We start from the raw sequence: 18,177 nt of genomic DNA on the forward strand, positions 1-18,177 counted from the left end.
GAATGCGTCAGGCGCCAACGGGTTCAAGCCGGAACTGGGCTTCTGGCATGAGAAAATCGCGCCCCGCCCAAAAACGTGTCAGTCGCTGCCTTGCGGCTTCAGGTGGCGGTTGAGGAAGTTCATGCGTGTCTTCATCAGGTGGGTCTTCAGTGCTTCGCCCTGAATGCCGTGGCGCTGGCCGGGATAGGTCATCAGCTCGAACTGTTTGCCCATTTCCTGCCATTCCGCCATCAGCCGGGTCGTGTTGTCGAAAGTGACATTGTCATCTGCCATCCCATGCATCAGCAGCAGTGGCGTGGTCAGGTTTTCGGCATGCGCGAAGACCGAAGACTGCTCATACCCCTCAGCATTGTCCTGCGGCGTGTCCATGTAGCGTTCTGTGTAGAAGGTGTCATAGAGCTTCCAGTCCGTGACAGGTGCCCCGGCGGCGGCCGCTGCAAACGTGTTCTCGGGTGACTGGAGAATGGTCATCAGCGTCATGTAGCCGCCATAGGACCAGCCCTGTATCGCAATCCGGTCCGGGTCTACGAAATCGCGGGACTTCAGCCAGTCCACGCCGACAAGCTGGTCGCGCACTTCCGGCCCGCCCGTGCGGCGATAGATGACGTCCTCGAACTGTTTGCCCCGGTTCGCCATGCCGCGATTGTCCAGCCGGAAGACGATATAGCCCTGCCGGGTGAGGTACTGGTCCGACAGGCTCTCCCAGTCCCGGTCGACGGTCTGGACATGCGGGCCGCCATAGACCTCGATGATGACCGGATACTGTTTCGTCGGATCGAAGTCAGCCGGTTTCAGGATGGAGTAGTAGAGATCCTGCCCGTCCTCGGCCTTTAGCGTGCCAAACTCCGGCACGGCGTGAGCGTCGAGATAGGGCGCGTAGGGGTGGCTCTCATCGAGTGCGTTTTCCTCGATCCAGGCGATCAGCTCACCCTCTGCTGTGTAGAGCCCCGTCTGCGGCGGGTGGCTCGGCGAGGAGGACGTGCCGACAAAGGACTTGCCGTCCGGGCTCATCGTGATCGACCAGGATTTGCCGGGTTCGGTGATGCGGGTGATATCGCCGCCCTCTGCCGGGACGGAATAGAGATGTTTCTCTAGCGGCGTGTCCTTGAACCCGGTGAAGAACACCGTTCCACCTTCAGGGTCACTACCAGCGATGGCGGAGACAGCCCACTGGCCGGAAGTCAGTGCGACAGTTTCGTCGTCGCGCCCATGTTTGATGATATGGCGGTAGCCGCTTTCCTCGCTTGTCGTGAGATAGGCAATCTCACCCTGATCGTGCAGTGTGCCGGTCTCACTGGACAGGGGCGTGAAGTCCTTGCTCAAATTCACCCAACGGTCCTGTTTTTCCGTCGCGAGGGGTTCAACCCCCCAGAGGGTCTCCGGCCAGTGCTGGGTTGTCCGGATGATGGTCTGGTCGCGGTCGACCGACTGCACGATCAGGGCATCGCCAGCCCAGTTCACTCGCGCGAGGTACTGGTCCGTGGCCGGCCCCCAGTCGTCATTTCGCCAGTCCAGCTCATGCGTTTTACCGGTCTCCATGTCGTGCACGAACAGGTCCACCACGGCGTTCGGGCGTCCCGCCCGCGGATAGCGCTGCTCTACGACAGTGGTTTCTTCGGCCTTGATATCGAAGCGCGGGATCACATCGACCGTGCTTTCGTCGACCTTTGCGTAGGCGATGTAGCGTGCATCCGGGCTCCACCAGTAGCCGGTGTAGCGGCTCATCTCTTCTTGCGCGACAAACTCCGCAACGCCATAGGAAATGGCCTTTTCCGGCTCGGCGTCGGGGGTCAGCTGGGTCTCTGTACCCGTCTCCAGCTCAATGGCATACACCGCGCCGTCGCGCACGAAGCTGACCTGGCGGCCGTCCGGTGAGACACGCGCATCGTACTCAAAGGCTTCCGTTTCGGTCAGCTGGCGGGCTTGCGGCCCGTCCTCTCCTAGTGTGACGAGATGCAGGTCCCCGCCGATCGGTACGAGGATGGTATCATTCGTGCCCCAGTCATAGGATACGATGCCCTTCCGGCCCGCGATGCGCTTCCGTTCCCGTAGCGCCTTTTCCTCTTCGGAAAGCTCAACCTCTTCCGGTTCCAGCAGGGTGGAGTCGACCAGCATGGATTGTTCGCCTGTTTCCACATCGAACTGCCACAGGTCATAGCGGCTGGAATCGGCTTCGCGGGCCTTCAGGAAGGTGACGCGCTGGCCATCGGGCGAATATTTCACCCCTGTGGGCGAGGGCCCGTTGAGTGAAGGCGAGGCGTAGAGGCGCTCTATGGTGAGCTCTTTCGAAGCCATGGTGTCCTTTTTCGGTTGGGCACTCGCGCTCGAGAAGGCGCAGAGAGCAGCGAAGGCGGTGGCAGCTAGGCCGGTCGTCAGGGAGTTCATGAGCGGGAAACTAGCGCCTGGCGCGCGCCTGTCAGCCCCTCCGGCTGTATGTAACATCACGCTTTACCCCCCATCCGGGGGCGGCGGTTTCAATCGTCATTTGCAATGTTAGGCTCCTTCGTGACGCAAAAAGGGGGACTTTTCCATGTCCAATCGCGCCATAACCGGATGCAGCCTGCTGGTATTAGCCACAGCCCTTGTAGGTGAGGCCTTCGCTCAGGAGGAAAATCAAGCTTCTTCCTCGGCATCGTATGGTTATCAGTATACCGCACCGTATCCCAGGATGGATGGAGAGGCAGCCGTCATTACCGTCCGGCAGAACGGCGAAGGGTTGTCCATCGCGCATATCCATGCCGCAGATGCACCGACGCCGCTTCTTGAAGGCGACCCGGAGGATTTCGAGCTGTCGAGCAGTGCGATGTTCCTTGCCGGTCCGGCCACGGACGGGCGTATCGTTTCACCTGAACCCATTGCCGGTGGCGTGCTGGTCGATGAGGGTGCACCTGCCTTCAAGGCCGGACAACGCTATGCCGATGGTGAAGCCTACAACGACGAGGCCGATGATTCTGCTCCAAGCTGGGCCGTGGAGGATCTGGAAATTGCCTTTAGCGATGGTAGCGATGACAAGCTGATCGCAGGCCGTGAGACCGACCATCGACAGCTGAGTGTGAGCTACACTCTCACACGCTATGGCAGTGATGGAGAGGTGCGCAACACAGAAAGCGTGGACGACACGCGTGATTTCTGGTTCGCGAAGGGCCTGCCCTATTCGCCCCTTCAGACCATCCCGAACAGGTATGATCCGGCTTACTTCACGCCCTCCGGCTATGAGCTTCTGGACGAAGCCATTCAGGAAAGGGTGCGCGGGGATATGCAGTCTTTCGGGGCCGTGCTTGCCCAGGAGGGCGAAGGGCCTGGCGGAATGTCAGGAGGCTCGCAGGTCTCGAGACTTGAAGACACAGAAACCTTCATGCCGGAGGCCCTGTCTGCCATTCCGGTCCTTCCGGGAGACCAGGCTGATACGATGCTAGGTGCTCTATTCGTGACAGAGATGCTGAGAGATGGAGACCGTATCCCCGAAGGCGGCAGCCTCAACCTGTCCATCGGGGAGGGCCTGTCATCTGAAACCGGTCGCGCCGCCTGGCGCGAAATGCCGAACGGTGATTTCGGTATCGCACTCCACCCCGGTGAAGGCACGGCTGAGGGCTCTGTCCTGCTGCTCATGCGCCCGGTTAACGGGGTGCCGGCTGCCGGCAGCTATGGCGTCGCCGGTGTGAAAAGTCGTGAGAGCTTGTCGCAGATGGATGAAGCCGGACTTGAAGATTATGCCGGAAAATTCCAGCCGATGGGCATGGTTCGCCAAAACGGGCAGGACTTTGTCGTCACCGGCTTCAGCGATGGTGGCGTCACGATTGATGAAAGCGGTGAGGGGACGGTTTCAGGGTCGCTCGACGCGACGCTTAGCCTGATCGCGATTGATGGATCGGGCGAGACCGGCGAACTCGATGTGAGCGGCGCGTTCATGGCGGTTGACGGTCTCGAGGCCCGCTTCCAGAGCCCTGTTTCACGGGTCAGGCGGTAATGAACTAGAGGCTGATGACTGGCCTGACGTTTCAGCCCGTCCGACGATCTGCCGGGCGGGCTGACTGCGTGCAACCAGTTGTATGTACCTGTCAGGCGACTACCTTACGGCTTGATCAAATAGCCATTACGCGTCTACACCGCGAGGCTCCCAGTTCATCCAGAAGACAAGGTACTCATCGCCCATGGCCGGACCGCAATACGTCTATCACATGCAGGGCCTCACCAAGGCTTATCCCGGCGGCAAGAAGGTGTTCGAGAACATCCATCTTTCCTTCCTGCCGGATGCCAAGATCGGTGTGGTCGGCGTCAACGGGTCGGGTAAGTCGACCCTGCTGCGCATCATGGCGGGTGAGGACAGCGAGTTTAATGGCGAAGCCTGGGCCGCCGATGGAACCAAGGTCGGCTACCTCCCGCAGGAGCCGAAGCTCGACGAGAGCAAGACCGTCTTCGAGAACATTGCCGGCCAGTGCCCGGAAAAACAGCTTTTCGACAAGTTCAACGAGCTCTCGACCAAGCTCGGCGAGGAATACTCCGACGAACTGATGGAAGAGATGACCGCGCTTCAGGAGCAGGTCGACCAGGCCGATGCCTGGGACATCGATTCCAAGATCGAGATGGCGATGGTCGCCCTTGGTTGTCCGGAAGGCAGCGCCGAGGTCACCAATCTGTCAGGGGGTGAAGTCCGCCGCGTCGCGATCTGCCGGTTGCTGCTTTCGCGTCCTGACATGATCCTGATGGACGAACCGACCAACCACCTCGATGCCGAGACGGTGGCCTGGCTCCAGAACTATCTGATCAATTTCCCGGGCTGCGTCATCCTCGTCACGCACGACCGTTATTTCCTCGACAAGATCACCGACTGGATCCTCGAGCTCGATCGTGGCCGGGGCATTCCCTACAAGGGTAATTATTCCGACTGGGTTGAGCAGAAAGCCAAGCGGATGGCGCAGGAAGCCCGCGAGGATGCCGGCAAGAAGCGCACGCTGGCGAAAGAACTCGAATGGGTTCAGGCCGGTGCGAAAGCCCGCCAGACCAAGTCGAAGGCTCGTATCCAGGCTTATGAAGAGCGCGCCGCCGAGGCCGAGCGCGAGAAGGTTTCACACGCCCAGATCCGCATTCCCCCCGGGCCACGTCTCGGCAATCAGGTCATCGAGGCTGAGAACCTGCGCAAGGCGTTCGGTAACAACCTGCTGATCGACGACCTGTCATTCTCCCTGCCGCCCGGCGGCATCGTCGGGGTGATCGGCCCGAACGGGGCCGGTAAGTCGACCCTGTTCAAGATGATCCTCGGGCAGGAAGAGCCGGATGCCGGCACCTTGCAGGTAGGGGACTCGGTAGAGCTAGGCTATGTCGACCAGTCCCGCGACAAGCTCGACGACAAGAAGAATGTCTGGGAAGAAATTTCCGACGGGCTTGATGTGCTCGATATTGGCGGGGTCGACGTGAATTCGCGTGCCTATACAGGTGCGTTCAACTTCAAGGGCTCCGACCAGCAGAAGAAGGTCGGCATGCTGTCGGGTGGTGAACGCAACCGGGTTCACCTCGCCAAAATGCTGCGCCAGAGCGCCAACCTGCTGCTGCTGGACGAACCGACCAACGATCTCGATGTTGAGACGCTTCAGGCGCTGGAAGAGGGCCTCGACGGCTTCCCCGGCTGTGCCGTCATCATCTCGCACGACCGCTGGTTCCTTGACCGTATGGCCACCCACATCCTCGCTTTCGAGGGCGACAGCCATGTCGAGTGGTTCGAGGGCGACTTCTCCTCCTATCTGGAGGACAAGAAACGCCGTCTCGGCCCCGATGCGGTCGAGCCGAAGCGCCTGAAGTTCAAGAAGTTCACGCGCGACTAAGGGGGCAGGGTGCGCCACACCACCTCTCACATCCTGCCCGCTGGTCTTGCCCTGGCCGCGTTGGCGGGGCTCGGATGGCTGGTTTACAGTGAGGCGGCGATCACGGGCCTGGACCAGGCTCTGAGCGATGCGGTCATTGCGCTCCGCAATTCGCCGACAGACTGGCTTGTGGTGCTCGTCACCCTGTTTGGCGATGCATTGAGCCTGACGCTCATTGCTGTGGCGATGGTGCTGACGCTGTTGCTCCGGCGGGCCTGGTGGCCCGCTTTGAGCTGTGCGGCGGCTTTCATCCTGACCCCGCTGACCGTCAAGGCCATAAAGTTTCTCGTCGCGCGTGAAAGGCCGACTGCGGACCTGTATGGCGGTGTCGAGAGCTTCAGCTTTCCATCCGGCCACATGACGAACTCGGCCGTGATCTATGGTGCGCTGGCCATTTTTGCCGCCCATGCACTGACCGGCACACGTCAAAGACTGGTGATCGGTGCCTTCATCCTGCTCATCATGCTGATGGGGCTGTCGCGTATCTATCTCGGGGCGCATTGGCCGAGCGATGTGGTCGGCGCGGTTCTCCTGGCGTCGGTATTCCTGTTCCTGGTCGCGTGGGGCTTTGACCAGATGCCCGGCGAAACCCGTTTTGCGCGCCCTTTTGCCTTCGTCGTTGCTGTCATGCTCGTGATCTGGGCGGTCTATGCCATCCTGACACTTGAGGCCGCGATGGACCTCTATGCCGTGGATGTGACTCCTGAAGGCACGATAGAGCTGGAGCCTGCGGTATCGCCTGAATGATGCGGGCACCGCCTGAAAGCCCGCTCAAGTCAGCCTCAAAGGAAAAGTAATCTATCTGTGTTTCATATGGTTCTTGAAGGAACCTATAGAATGAGGTGATGTCCCTCAGGCATTCAGGCAAGGCGATGAAAAAGACCCCGCTCAATGTTCAGCCACACTCCGGCAAGGTGACCGAAGTAAACCTCTCATCGCTGGAGGAGAGAGGCGACCTCTCGAAGACATCAGAGGAGCATATGTCTGGGGGCGAGCAGGAACAGGCTCCCCGTAGAGCAAAACGGTCAGAAGATGCCCCCTATTCACCTGCTGATGCGTTTTTCGAGAATATCGTGGCGACGCTCCGTAACCTGCTGGCTGTCGAGTCGGCGACGATCTCTGTTACGGATGGCCAGCAAAGATGGCTCAAAGCTTCTTCAGGACTTGAGAGCGAGGACATCTACAGCGACGTTAAATTCTATGCGGGTGTACCAATACGCACGGATGACGAGGAGATAATCGGCACGCTGTCGGCTCTGGATTCCAGTGAAAAGAAACTCACGCGAAACCAGCTTGAGGGCATGGAGAATATCGCCAGGGTGGTGACGGATTTCTTCAAGCTCCGGCAGCTGGCATCGAATGACGGACTGACAGGCCTTCTGACCCGCAGGGCCTTTGAGGAACAAAGCAACAGGGTCACGCAGCTCTGTGCCCGTCACAGGCATAATCTGAACCTGATCTGTTTCGATCTCGATCACTTCAAGTCCATTAACGATACGTATGGTCATCAGGCTGGCGACAGCGTCCTCCAGTCCGTGGCGAAGACTTGTACGTCTCATCTGCGTCAAAGCGACATATTCGGTCGGCTCGGCGGGGAGGAGTTTGCCCTGTTGTTGCCCCAGACAGATGAAAGTGGCGCTGTACTCGTGGCCGAAAAACTGCGCCGGGCCATTGCGGCTTTGCGGTTCGATTTTTCGGGCAAGACTGTGGGTGTAACAGCGAGTTTTGGCATCGCCGGCCAGAAGGACCGCCAGTACGACCTTCCCACGCTTATAGGGCGTGCCGATGCGTCGATGTATGAAGCCAAACAGAACGGTCGGAACAGATGCATTGCCTGGGGACAGGCGGATGTTGTCCAACGGGTGGTTCGCCGGCGTGTGCTGAAGGCCGGCCAGATTGTCTTCGCGGGTAATGTTGCCTCGATTGATTGTACTGTCCGTTCGCTCGGTCAGGAGGGGGCAGGTCTTGATCTCGTTACGACGACGAATGTGCCGGATGAATTCCGCCTGCTGATCCGCTCGGATAATCTCAGCGTGTCCTGCAAGGTCTTGTCACGCACGCGAACCCACCTGGAGGTCGAATTTCGCTAGGCGCCTTTTCCCGGGATTGGCATTCTGAAAGCCCGACAATACCGGCCAGGTGGGGCTGTTGCACCCAATGCCTACAATTTCCACGATCTGGTAACCCGGCCCTAACGTCGGTACGTAATAATCAAATAGAGCTATACTGTGCAGGAAAGTCCCGTTTTTCTTCCAAGCGCAGGAAAGGAATGACATGACCATGGACCCCGCCAGAACGGACGGAGGGCCGCGCAAGGAAACCCGCTACGAAGCGCGACGGCTTGAAGCCGTCCAGTCCATGGGGATACTCGATACCCCGCGTGAAGACAGCTACGACCGGATTGTCCGGCTTGTTAGAGCGAGCTTCAACGTGGACATGGCACTCATTTCCATCATCGATGCTCACCGCCAGTGGTATAAGGCGAGTGAGGGGATGGACCTGGATGAGGTGCCTGTGCAGGAGACTTTCTGCCGCCGGACGATCAACATGAACGGGCCGCTTGTCGTAAACGATGCGACCAGGCACCCCCTGTTCAAGGATAATCCCTATGTCACCGGCGAAGCGAATATCCGTTTCTATGCCGGCATCCCTCTCAAGACGAAGAAGGGTTATTCCATCGGCACGATCTGCGCAGTGGATTCAGAACCACGCGAGTTCAACGCGTCTGACATGCAGATCCTGGATGACCTGGCCTGTATCGTGATCGAGCAGATGGAGCTGCGTGAACGGGCCATGACGGACGAGATGACAGGGGCTCTGTCGCGCCGGGCTCTCCGTGACGAGGGCGGGCGGCTTGCGGCCCTTGCGAGCCGGCACAGGCACAACCTCACCGCGATATGCTTCGATCTCGATCATTTCAAATCAATCAACGACACCTATGGGCACGCCGCTGGCGATGAGGTTCTCATAAGGGTGGCCGAAACGGTAAAGCAGAGGATGCGCAAGAGTGACATCTTCGCCCGTGTCGGCGGGGAGGAGTTCGCCATTCTCCTGCCAGAGACGGACCGCAAAGGGGCGATGGAAGTCGCTGAGAAACTGCGCAGGGATATTTCCGGCTTGCGCTTCGAATTCAAGGAAAAGACCATCGGCGTGACGGCGAGTTTCGGTGTCGCGGCTTTCGATATCGAGACCAAGGATCTCGACATGCTGCTCGTCAGGGCAGATGCGGCACTCTACCAGTCGAAGAATGATGGCCGGAACCGGTGTACAGGCTGGGGCACAGGCGACGTCTCGGTAAAGTCGGCCCGGCGGCGTGTCCTCAAGGCAGGCAAGATCAGCTTCATGAATGGTGGCGCCTCTATAGACTGTACCGTGCGCACACTCGGTCAGGAGGGTGCAGGGATGGACCTGATCTCGACAGCGAACGTGCCGGACGAGTTCCGTCTCATCATTCGTTCCGACGGGCTGGATGCCTCATGCCGTGTCACCCAGCGCACACGCACGCACCTTGAGGTGGACTTCCGCTAGCCGCCGCGCCGGAATGGCGAATCTATGACGATGCGGCGCGGGCTTTCGTCAGTTTCGCGGGACGCGCCTGCCAGCTCGTCCTGGCTGTCCTGTGCCACGAAGCCTTGCATGCTACTGGTGGCCGCCATGCCGCCTGCCGCGGCGTCGTCCCTGGGCACGATTTCAAAACCGAGAAAGCCGAGCAGAAAATAGAAGCCGATCCCGGTCAGTATGGCTGTCAGCAGGGTGCGCAGGATGAAGCGGATGATTGCGCCGCGCACCATCCAGGCGACAATCGCGGCCCCGCCGCTTCCTGCCAGCCCGGCCCCGGAGGCCACAGCGGCCAGGTCAAATACCTCATTGAACCAGTCCATCGAGACCTTCCCTTAATTATTGGCGCGTTATAGGCACGATTGCGGCTCAGCAATTGTTGAGGACAAGCCTCACTCCGCCAATGCGCACGCCATCGCCATTGCTTTGCAGGTTCATCCGGTCTGCACGCTCCAGTGCGTCCATGGCGTTTCGCGTGCTTATGCAGAAAGCTTCGAGCCGTGTCTGACTGCCGGTCTGGAAGACAAGCGTCTGATCATCCATGAGCCCGATTTTCGTGGCGTCCGGCTGTGTCGAGGCAGGCACACCCAGAGCGGCGGCCCAGCGTGAGGCCAGGCTGTTGGCGTCCGGGCTCTCCAGGATGGCCCCGCTGAGCTCACCTTCAATCGTCTCTTTTTCCCACTTCGGCCCGGCCCAGCGCCAGCTGTCCCAGGGATGGGCTTCATCGAGCGAGACAATCGCCGCCCCGACATCGGAAGGGTGGATATGGCTTGCGGCGATATCCTCCAGGTCGATGTCCCAGACCCGGCGAATACCGGCGCCGTCGAGGCGGGCACGTGCGCTCTTGAGGTCATCGGTCTGGAAGATGGCCATGTACCCGCCGGGGCCCTGCCGGTCGAGGAAGCGCTGGACGGGTGCATCCTTCTGCGTCGGCGCAACGATTTCTATGAACTGCTTGCCGATGGCGAAGACGGCATTCTCCAGCCCGAACTCGGCCACGCCGGGATCGGCATAGGGCTCGCCAAGATCGAGAACTTCACGCAGCTGGTCAGCGGTTTTGAGGCTTTCAGCAGCAATGACGAGTTGTCTGAGGCGGAGAGCGGTCATGAAGTTGCCTAGTATAGATGACGTAACGGACACAAAGAAATAAGTTTATATCAGTCTTGTCGCGCCACCGGAGCCCTGCGTCAACTCAAGTCACCGTTATGCGGACGCCGCGTTCACGCACGTATCTGTCGCAAGTCTTGCCTCCATGCGTACCCGCCACGAGAAAGCGGCCTCTCTGGCGGTCCTGCCATGGAGGCGTATGCGGTTACAGGGAGCCAGGCCGCCAGACCAGGCGGCCCGCGCCGGATCTCCGAGGTGAGATGGGCAAGCGCGTCCTTCAGCCAGGGCGGTGTGTGGGGTGAGCGATAGCCCGGCGGCCAGCCGGGGCGAACGGGCGAGGTGCGCCCCCGTTCCAGCGGCGGCAGGGCGGCTTTCCGGGCAAGGAAGCGGGCATGACGCCGGGCCAGCTTTTCCGGGTTTTCGAGAATGGCCTGAAGCCCGCGCAGCCGCGCGATGAGCGGCGCGGCGGACGCGTCGTCTTCTGCTGTATCTGTGACAGGGGCCGCCGGGTAGGGCGCATCGAGGCAGAGGATGCGCGGCCCGATGCCGGGCACGTAAACCGGGCGCGGCCTGCGCCGGCGCGTATAGAGTGTTTCGAAGAGCTGGAAATGTGTGGTGGTGGCGCCGTCATCCCGGACACGCGAGGCGTGATCCGGGACCTGCTTCCGGGTGGCACTGGGTCCCGGCACGCCCTCCGGGCGGCCGGGATGACGGCCCACCTCCACCTCCCGCGCCATCAGGACGATGAGGCGGCGGGTCAGCGCTTCGGCAGGGCGCAGCAGGCGCAATATGTAGCGGCGCAGGGCATGCGGGATACGCTCCGGCCCGGCACCGTCGACCACACCGGCAAGCAGCATCAGCCGGGCGAGCAGCGCTTCAAGCTGCGGCCGGATACGCGCCATCGCGCCCTGAAGATGCCGGTCTGTCTGCGGTCTCGTCATGGTGTGAGGACGGTACACCAGGAGTCCGGCTGTAGGACGTATTGGTGTAGCGGCACCCGTGCTTACACGCGTAGGCGGGAATCTCATGCAGCGCGCGCCGGACCTTCCTGTCAGAGGTTCCCGCTTCCGCGGGAATAAGCCGGGAAGACAGGCCCAAAAGGAAAGCCCCTCTCCAGGGGATGACGGAGAGGGGCTCGCGGTCAGGTCCGGAGCGCAGGATTATTTCTTGCGCTGGTCCTGGTCTTTCGACGCGCCGGGCCTGTTCGGCTGGTTCTGGTCGTTCTTCGGCTTGTCGTTTTGCGGCTTGCCAGGTTTCGGTTTCTGTTGGTTGGGCATTGTACTACTCACTCTCCAAGTGCCATCGCCCGGGCCGTTCTGGCGCCGGGGATGATAGCACGATTTGCCTCTGGAGACTGCCGGACGCCATGTCCGTGCAGGCAGGAGCAGCGCCTGTCTCGCGGGTGAGGGCTCGCCCCATGCGCGAGTCGCGCAACTGAAATATCGCTTCATGCGCGAATAAACGCAACGGGCTTTCGCGCGAGGCTTGGGTGAAATTTTGGAGAGGATTGGGGCACTATCTGCTGGATCGTGTCACGCGCCCCCGCGGTTTACGCGGTCTGAGTGCCCGGCTTTTAAGTCTCTGGTTTTTACGCGCTTTGTAAGGATCAGGAGATGGGCTCTCAGAGCGTTGTCCTGTCGAGGGAGACGCCTGCCTTGGATATGGGGCGAGCCAGTTTTTGCCGCGGATACCTGCGCAGGCAGGTATCCATGGCGCTGTGTCGCTAAGGATGTCCCATGGGTCCCTGCCTGCGCAGGGACCGGCGGAGAGAGTGGGTTCTGGAAAAGATTTTGGGCGGTGTCCGATCCGTGTCAGGCGGTCAAGGGCGCATGCCCGCTGCGCTCTGTACCTGTCTAGACACAGCACTTTCTATGGCCTTGAACTCCTAGGGCAAGGCCGCCGCGCCATAAGCAGATTCAGCACGAAGCCTTTCGCCTGTGTCACCTTCCATCGCTATCAGCGTCTTATTGATAGAAATGGCGATATCGCAAATCTCAGGCGTGTCAGGTGAGGACTTTTGCATAAGCGCGAGATCGTCTCCGGTTGCACCGGTGGCATACCACTCAGAGAAAAATTTCTGCCAGTCAGATTCAATTGCATGCTTGGGTTCCGCAGAAGAATTGCGCCCTTCGGCAATGGCAGAAAACAATGCCGTTCCTTTGTCTCTTATGATCTCTTCTAGTTTAGGATAGGCATTTTCGGGGAGTGCAGCAGGCCCGCCAGCTACAAATCTGGCGCATACATCTATACCGAAATCGTCTCGTATGGAGCGAGTTAGTTGCAATTCTTTCGTAAGAATTTTGGATATCTGCTCGTCAGACGCTTGGCGTATATTACCGGCATATTTCATGCGTAGATTTGAAGTAAATTCAAAGCCCATTTGCTCGGCTTCTTCAGGATTCAGCGAAGGTGCCTTGCGGGCAAGTTCATTTAGATAAGCTCCATATTCATCTGGAAACTCAGCTTGAAGCTGCCTAAAGAGTGGGTCTGTCCGAAGCTCAGTATCAAGCTGGTCACGCAATTCCCCTGACGCACTTATTGCGGAAGGATCGACAAAGCGACTAAGGGTAATGCCGATAATTACACCGATCACTATAAAAGGGGCTGCGTTCGACGCCTTAAATAGTTTGGCCGCCGCGAGTCCTAATGCAGCACCGAGCCCACTTCCAACTGCTCCAGCTATTGCGGCGAAAATAATAGCCTGAAAGTCCATTTGCCCCTCGCGTGATATCTATTCCTAGTATTGGCACTGACGCTAAAGGCAAGTGGTCTGAGTGGCGGATATTGCGCGGTCATCTCATCCGCCATCAATGCGCTTCGGCCCAGCTGCTTGCGGCGCGGGCCTCGACGTCGAGTGGGACGGAGAGGTCGAGGGCGGGTTTCGGGGCGGCCTGCATGACTTTCTGGACGACCGCGATCGTGTCCTCGGCCTGGTCCTTCGGGCATTCGAAGATCAGTTCGTCGTGGACCTGTAGCAGCATCTTCGCGTCGAGCTTTTTCTTGGCGAGCGCGTCGGGCATGCTGATCATGGCGCGCTTGATGATGTCGGCGGCCGAGCCCTGGATGGGGGCATTGATGGCCTGGCGTTCGGCAAAGGCGCGTTGCGCGCCGTTCTTCGAGCCCATCTCTTTCAGGTGGAGCTTCCGGCCGAAGGCGGTCTTCACATAGAGGTTTTCCTTCGCGAAGGCCTTGGTCTCGTCCATGTATTTGCGGATGCCGGGGAACTTCTCGAAATAGGCCTTGATATAGTCCGACGCCTCGCCGCGCTCGATGCCGAGCTGGTTGGCAAGGCCGAAGGCGGAAATGCCGTATATGATGCCGAAATTGATCGCCTTGGCGCGACGGCGCACCATCGGGTCCATACCGTCGATGGGGGTGTCGAACATCTCGCTGGCCGTCATGGCGTGGATGTCCAGGCCCTCTTTGAACGCGTTCTTGAGCGCGTCGATGTTGGCGATATGGGCGAGCAGCCTGAGTTCGATCTGGCTGTAGTCGGCGCTGATCAGGACATTGCCCTCTTCGGCGATGAAGGCTTCGCGGATCTTGCGGCCTTCCTCGGTGCGGATCGGAATGTTCTGGAGGTTCGGGTCCGTCGAGGAGAGGCGGCCTGTCTGCGCGCCGGCCATCGAGTAAGAGGTGTGGACGCGTTTCGTCTGCGGATTGATCGCGTCCTGGAGGGCTTCGGTATAGGTCGAGCGCAGTTTTGAGAGCATCCGCCAGTCGAGGATGATCTGCGGCAGTTCGTGGCCCTGCGCGGCGAGGTATTCCAGTTGTGAGGCGTCGGTCGACCACTGGCCGGACTTGGTCTTCTTGCCGCCGGGCAGGTCCATCTCGCCGAACAGGATTTCGCCGAGCTGTTTGGGCGAGCCCATGTTGAACTCGGTGCCGGCGGCCTTGTAGGCGGCGTCCTCAAGGCCCGCCATGCGCTGCTGGAAATCCGCCGACATGCGAGAGAGATGATCACGGTCGACCTTGATGCCGGCGCGCTCCATGTCGGCCAGCACCGGGATCAGCGGGCGGTCGAGCGTCTCGTAGACGGAGGTGACCTTTTCGCGGAAGAGGCGTGGCTTGAACGCCTGCCAGAGGCGCAGTGTCACGTCGGCATCCTCAGCGGCGTAACGAGTGGCTGGTTCCAGCGCCACACGGTCGAAGCTGACCTGCGATTTGCCTGAGCCGGCGACTTCCTTGAACGGGATCGGCGTGTGATGGAAATAGCGCTCCGACAGCTCGTCCATGCCGTGGCCGTGCATTCCGGCATGAAGGGCAAAGGAGAGCAGCATCGTGTCGTCGACGGGGCTGACCTCGATGCCGTAGCGGGCAAGGACGGTGAGGTCATACTTGAAATTCTGGCCGACCTTGAGGACGGACGGGTCTTCCAGCAGCGGTTTCAGCGCGGCGATCACGTCTTCCATACGCAGCTGGCGCGGCGGGTCTGCGTCGAACATGTCGTCGCCGCCGGAATGGTCCGGGTCGATATGGCCGAGCGGGATATAGGCTGCCTCATTGGGCGCGACGGCGAGCGAGATGCCGATCAGGTCGCAGGTCTGGCAGTCGAGGCTGTTGGTCTCGGTGTCCAGCCCGATGACGCCGGCCGTATGCGCGCGGGCGATCCAGTCTTCCAGCTCCTTGAAGTCCCGGATGCAGACATAGCTGTCCGTGTCGAAGCCGATGTCGCCGGGCGAACTTTCCTCGATGACGCCCTCGGCCTCGAAGGTTTCGCGCACGCGCCGGGTGATGGTGCGGAATTCCATCTTTTCCAGAAAGTCGATCAGGGTCTTCGGGTCCGGCTCGGAGACGGCGAGGTCTTCCAGCGCAACCTCGACGGGGACGTCATCCTTCAGCGTGACGAGCGTTTTCGAGATGCGCACGGCATCGGCATGGTCGATCAGGGTCTGGCGGCGCTTGGGCTGCTTGATTTCTTTCGCGCGCGCCAGAAGGGTTTCGACATCGCCATACTCGTTGAGAAGGGTGGCGGCGGTCTTCACGCCGATGCCGGGTGCGCCGGGGACGTTGTCGACACTGTCACCGGCCAGTGCCTGCACATCGACAACCCTGTCCGGGGTGACGCCGAACTTGTCGAAGACGGCGTCGATGTCGAGCGTCTTGTTCTTCATCGTGTCGAGCATCACCACGCGGTCGGTGACAAGCTGCATCAGATCCTTGTCGGAAGACACAATGGTGACCCGCGCCCCCTTGGCGGCGGCCTGGCGGGCATAGGTGGCGATCAGGTCGTCGGCTTCGTAGCCTTCCAGCTCGAGGGCGTGGGTGTGGAAGGCGACGGCGGCCTCGCGCACCAGCGGGAATTGCGGGCGCAGGTCTTCCGGCGGGGCGTCACGATTGGCCTTGTACTCGGCATAGAGGTCGTTGCGGAAGGAGTAGGAGGAATGGTCGAAGATGCAGGCGAAATGGGTTGGCTGGTCGCCGCCTTTCAGTTCTTCGAGCAGCTTCCAGAGCATGTTGCAGAAGCCTGAGACCGCGCCGACCGGCGTGCCGTCCGAAGCGCGCGTCAGGGGCGGCAGGGCATGATAGGCGCGGAAGATATAGGCGCTCGCATCAATGAGGTAGAGATGGCTGTCTTCGGTGATCGGCGCTGACGGCATGGACGTGATTCCTCGCTGGCTGCAGCCTGTTTAGCCGGGAGGGGCGCTGAGGGACAGAGGCGAGACAGTGTCAGAATGCAGTTCCGGCATCACGGCGTGACAAGACAGTCAGTCTGATAGGGGCCCCGTGTACATTCAATGCTGCTGGACAGTCGCTAAGGCGTTGATAAAAGAACATTAGGCAATACCTAAGCTCGACCGGGCATCACTCCTCTCAGAACGAGGTCTGCTATATGAGAGCGCAGGCACACCCCCTTCAGGCACAAAGACTGGCGGCTTTACGGCGTTACGACATTCTCGATACCCCGCGCGAGTCCGACTTCGATGAAATCGTCGAGCTTGCCGCCGCAATCTGTGAAACCCCGATTTCTGTCGTCAACCTGATCGACGATGAGCGTCAGTGGTTCAAGGCGGAGACCGGCCTCGGTGCACGCGAGACCCCGCTGGAAACCTCGATCTGTTCGCATGTGATCCTGGAAGCCGACTTCGTGGAAATTCCAGATACGCATGAAGACCCGCGGACCTGTGACAATGAACTTTGCACGCCGGAAGACGGGCTGAGGTTCTATGCCGGTGCGCTGCTGAAGACGAGCAATGGGATGCCGATCGGGACGCTCTGCGTGCTCGATAACAAACCCCGGACCCTGACGCCTTATCAGAAGCGGTCACTGGAAATCCTGGCGCGCCGTGTGATGCGGGAACTCGATCTCAGGCTGTCCCTGAAGACACAGGCGACGCTGCGAGATGAAATGGACCACAGGGTCAAGAATTCGTTGCAGACCATCGCCTCCTATGTGCGGGTCTATCAGGGGCAGCTGCAAAAGAACGAGGAACCATCAGCGGTTCTGGACGCCGTGGCACGTCGTGTTGAGGCGGTCTCGGCCCTGCATGAAGCCCTGCACAATACAGCAGACACCCAGCATGTGCAGCTCGGCGACTTCCTGGAACGGATTACGGGCTACCTGGCCGAATCCGCGCCGCCAAGAATAACGGTTTCCTGCCGGACGCAGCCGCTTGAAGTTGAAGCCAGGCTTGCAGGAAACATTGGCGTGATCGTCAGCGAATTCGTTGCGAATGCGATCAAGCACGGATTTCCCGAAGGAGAAGCCGGGCATGTCACGCTCGCCATGAGTGTGACAGACAATGCGCTTTCCATCAGCTGCACTGATGACGGAGTCGGGTCCGATGCAGCAGGTTCAGGCAAGGGCGAAGCAAAGGTCAGCCTGGGGACACGCCTGCTCAAGGCGGCAGCTTCCCAGATCGGCGCGCAGATCAACCGCATTCCACTGGACAAGGGCTACAAGGTCGAACTTGCGGTTCCGGTGGACGAGCACGTGGTGGGCTAGCCCGGTCCGGCGGGTCTGCTGACCCGCTGTCAGCGGATGGAAGACGGATCTGACGGCTCTTCGCCCGGCAGCCGGCCCGGAATTTCCCCCGGACGGCCTATGCCTTCATAGATGCGGCGTCTTTCCTTCTCTTTTTTGGGCGCCTTGAGGGCTGCCACGCGGAGTTCCTGCTGGTCTTCCTCGCGATAGTCGCGGGCAAGATCCATGATGACATTGCTGAATTCGGCAAAGCTCACACGCCGGTCGAGATTCGGATCGAAGCGCACGGGATTGGCAAGCGAGTCATCGCGTGTCGGCAGGCTGGCGGCCCATTGCTGCTGCTCGATGGCAGTCAGCCGGTTGTCATTATTGGCATCAGCCTCTGCGAAGGCAGCCTTGATACCGGCTTCCATTTCCGCCTGTGAAATACGTCCGTCATCATCGGTGTCGAAGGAGGCCAGCAGGCCGCCGCCGGGTTTCAGCCGGTCCATATTGAGTTTTGAACGGTCTTCCTCGGACTTGACCTGACCGGAGCCGGGCAGACGCACGAGGTTATCATCCTCAGCTGCCGACGCGCTGACGGGCAGGGCGCAGGCAAGCATTGTCACGAGCGCGGATGTGAAAAACAGACGTGTCATGTGACCTCCACTCGTCACCATACAGTCATAACATACTGCACGGTTGCAGAATTACCACATGAGGAATGCGTAAGAAGGCGCTTCGCTCCTG

At 60.1% G+C, this 18,177-nt stretch carries 13 protein-coding genes; 6 read left to right on the top strand and 7 right to left on the bottom strand.

The features are described 5' to 3' along the window. Positions 1 to 78: 78 nt before the first annotated feature. Entirely contained in the window at positions 79 to 2,385 is a 2,307-nt protein-coding gene (locus Q1K31_RS02435; RefSeq protein ID WP_300376324.1) for a S9 family peptidase, read from the bottom strand. Between the two features lie 145 nt (positions 2,386 to 2,530). Between Q1K31_RS02435 and Q1K31_RS02440 the strand changes: the two genes are divergently transcribed. The 5 genes from Q1K31_RS02440 to Q1K31_RS02460 all read left to right on the top strand — a co-directional run bounded on the left by Q1K31_RS02440 (position 2,531) and on the right by Q1K31_RS02460 (position 9,386). Continuing rightward, positions 2,531 to 3,967, top strand: coding sequence for a hypothetical protein (locus Q1K31_RS02440; protein ID WP_300376326.1), 1,437 nt, complete (start codon positions 2,531 to 2,533; stop codon positions 3,965 to 3,967). Positions 3,968 to 4,151: 184 nt separating this feature from the next. Continuing rightward, positions 4,152 to 5,819, top strand: a complete 1,668-nt coding sequence (gene ettA / locus Q1K31_RS02445; RefSeq protein ID WP_300376328.1) for an energy-dependent translational throttle protein EttA — start codon at positions 4,152 to 4,154, stop codon at positions 5,817 to 5,819. A gap of 9 nt (positions 5,820 to 5,828) precedes the next feature. Then, positions 5,829 to 6,605 carry a phosphatase PAP2 family protein gene (locus Q1K31_RS02450; protein ID WP_300376330.1) on the top strand — a complete coding sequence of 259 codons (777 nt, stop codon included), beginning with the start codon at positions 5,829 to 5,831 and terminating at the stop codon, positions 6,603 to 6,605. Between the two features lie 98 nt (positions 6,606 to 6,703). Beyond that, complete coding sequence (locus Q1K31_RS02455; protein WP_300376332.1) at positions 6,704 to 7,948, top strand: GGDEF domain-containing protein; 1,245 nt, start codon at positions 6,704 to 6,706, stop codon at positions 7,946 to 7,948. 184 nt (positions 7,949 to 8,132) lie between these two features. Further along, positions 8,133 to 9,386 (top strand): sensor domain-containing diguanylate cyclase, encoded by a 1,254-nt coding sequence (locus Q1K31_RS02460; RefSeq protein ID WP_300376334.1) that lies wholly within the window; start codon positions 8,133 to 8,135, stop codon positions 9,384 to 9,386. Here Q1K31_RS02460 and Q1K31_RS02465 read toward each other — a convergent pair. The 5 genes from Q1K31_RS02465 to polA all read right to left on the bottom strand — a co-directional run bounded on the left by Q1K31_RS02465 (position 9,383) and on the right by polA (position 16,123). Then, positions 9,383 to 9,739, bottom strand: a complete 357-nt coding sequence (locus Q1K31_RS02465) for a hypothetical protein (RefSeq protein WP_300376336.1) — start codon at positions 9,737 to 9,739, stop codon at positions 9,383 to 9,385. The two genes, Q1K31_RS02460 and Q1K31_RS02465, sit on opposite strands and share 4 nt — an antisense overlap. Positions 9,740 to 9,785: 46 nt before the next feature. After that, positions 9,786 to 10,523, bottom strand: a complete 738-nt coding sequence (locus Q1K31_RS02470) for a VOC family protein (RefSeq protein ID WP_300376338.1) — start codon at positions 10,521 to 10,523, stop codon at positions 9,786 to 9,788. A gap of 113 nt (positions 10,524 to 10,636) precedes the next feature. Further along, complete coding sequence (locus Q1K31_RS02475) at positions 10,637 to 11,464, bottom strand: hypothetical protein (protein ID WP_300376340.1); 828 nt, start codon at positions 11,462 to 11,464, stop codon at positions 10,637 to 10,639. Positions 11,465 to 12,408: 944 nt separating this feature from the next. Then, the gene (locus Q1K31_RS02480) at positions 12,409 to 13,236 is read right to left on the bottom strand and encodes a hypothetical protein (protein WP_300376342.1); all 828 of its coding nucleotides are present in this window, start codon (positions 13,234 to 13,236) and stop codon (positions 12,409 to 12,411) included. A gap of 94 nt (positions 13,237 to 13,330) precedes the next feature. Continuing rightward, complete coding sequence (gene polA / locus Q1K31_RS02485) at positions 13,331 to 16,123, bottom strand: DNA polymerase I (RefSeq protein ID WP_300376343.1); 2,793 nt, start codon at positions 16,121 to 16,123, stop codon at positions 13,331 to 13,333. Between the two features lie 233 nt (positions 16,124 to 16,356). On the opposite strand from polA, the gene Q1K31_RS02490 reads away from it, so the two are divergent. After that, positions 16,357 to 17,469: a histidine kinase dimerization/phosphoacceptor domain -containing protein gene (locus Q1K31_RS02490; RefSeq protein WP_300376345.1), complete on the top strand. Its 1,113-nt coding sequence runs from the start codon at positions 16,357 to 16,359 to the stop codon at positions 17,467 to 17,469. A gap of 29 nt (positions 17,470 to 17,498) precedes the next feature. Here the strand turns inward: Q1K31_RS02490 and Q1K31_RS02495 are convergent, their stop codons facing one another. Next, the gene (locus Q1K31_RS02495; protein WP_300376347.1) at positions 17,499 to 18,086 is read right to left on the bottom strand and encodes an EF-hand domain-containing protein; all 588 of its coding nucleotides are present in this window, start codon (positions 18,084 to 18,086) and stop codon (positions 17,499 to 17,501) included. Between the last annotated feature and the right edge of the window lie 91 nt (positions 18,087 to 18,177).

Origin of the sequence: Henriciella sp., assembly GCF_029936995.1 — a bacterium.
Taxonomy (GTDB): Bacteria; Pseudomonadota; Alphaproteobacteria; order Caulobacterales; family Hyphomonadaceae; genus Henriciella.